Source organism: Streptomyces sp. NPDC002690, from assembly GCF_053592415.1.
The window spans coordinates 1-1,530 of the sequence record NZ_JBSFVR010000711.1; the positions used below are offsets into that span (position 1 = coordinate 1).

Consider the following 1,530-nt stretch of genomic DNA (forward strand, 5'->3'; position numbering starts at 1 on the left):
GGCCGGGGTCTCACCAGAAGATCGCACTCAGCAGAAAGACCGATCTCGTGGCTACCAAGCACCTTAGCTCTGCCCCGCCCGCGCCGCGGCCCTGCTCGACCTGGTGGTGCGCCAGACGGCCGAGGTGCTGGGACACGAGGACGCCGGGGAGATCGGCGCGGACCACGCCTTCAAGGGGCTCGGCCTGGAATCGCTGACCGCCGTCGATCTGCGCAACCGGCTGGCGTCCGCCGTCGGCGTACGACTGCCGGCGACCCTGGTCTTCGACCACCCGACGCCCGCCGCAGTCGCCGCGCACCTCGCCACCCTGCTGCCCGAAGCCCCCTCCGCCGCGGCGGGTCCGACGACGGGCGGAGGACCGGCGGCGGACGCCCTCGCCTTGCTGGAGGCGACCGTTCCCGGCGCCGGCGCCCTTGATCAGGACGGCGCCGAACTGCTCTCCCGTCTGCGCGCGTTGGTGGCCCGATGGGACACCGGACAGCCCGCGCCCCAGCGCGGGGCGGCCGAGGAGATCGACCTGGACGAGGCCACCGACGAGGAGCTCTTCGAGCTGATGGACAGCGAGGCACGATGAACCACGACCGTTCAGCCGATGAGCAACACTCGTTGCTCCAAAGGCATTCCGGCGCAGGAGCGCGGAGCATGGAGGAGGTGGGCGGCCGTGGCCGATGAGGAGAAGCTGCGCAGTTACCTCAGGCGTGCGCTCGCCGAGAACCGGGAGGCGCTGAGGCGCCTGAGGGAGGTCGAGTCCGGCCTCCGGGAGCCCGTCGCCGTCGTCGGCATGAGCTGCCGACTGCCGGGCGGGGTGGACTCGCCCGACGCGTTGTGGGACCTGGTGGCCGCAGGCGGCGACGCCGTCGGCCCATGGCCGGACGACCGGGGATGGGACCTCGAAGCCCTCTACAACCCCGATCCCGGTCACCCCGGCACCAGTTACGCCCGGCATGGCGGATTCCTGCACGACGCGGCCGACTTCGACGCCGAGTTCTTCGGCATGTCACCCCGCGAGGCGCTGGCTACGGACCCGCAGCAGCGGTTGCTGCTGGAGTCGTCCTGGGAGGCGTTCGAGCGGGCCGGAATCGCGCCGGACTCCCTGCGCGGCAGCCGCACTGGCGTGTTCGTCGGCCTGACGGCGCAGGACTACCAGCACCGCCTCGCCGAAGTACCGGCCGAACTGGAGGGGTACCTCGGCATCGGCAACCTCGCCAGCGTGGCTTCGGGGCGCATCTCGTACACGTACGGGTTCGAGGGTCCGGCCGTCACGGTGGACACGGCGTGCTCCTCCTCGCTGGTGGCGCTCCACCTCGCCGTACAGGCACTGCGGTCGGGGGAGTGCGACCTCGCGCTCGCGGGCGGGGTGACCGTGATGTCCACCCCCGCCGGCTTCGTGGAGTTCTCCCGTCAGCGCGGGCTGTCGCCGGACGGCCGGTGCCGCGCGTACGGCGCGGGGGCGGACGGTACCGGCTGGGCGGAGGGGGTCGGGCTGCTGCTGGTGGAGCGGTTGTCGGACGCGCGGCGCCTCGGTCACCG

Annotated in this window: 2 protein-coding genes; both read left to right on the top strand. The window is 72.5% G+C overall.

All coding sequences use genetic code 11. From position 1 onward, the window contains the following. The first annotated feature begins 103 nt into the window (after nucleotides 1–103). Nucleotides 104–574 (top strand): phosphopantetheine-binding protein, encoded by a 471-nt coding sequence (locus ACWD3D_RS36915; protein ID WP_451464999.1) that lies wholly within the window; start codon nucleotides 104–106, stop codon nucleotides 572–574. Between the two features lie 87 nt (nucleotides 575–661). Beyond that, on the top strand, nucleotides 662–1,530 hold an 869-nt coding region (locus tag ACWD3D_RS36920), incomplete at its 3' end, for a beta-ketoacyl synthase N-terminal-like domain-containing protein (protein ID WP_451465000.1).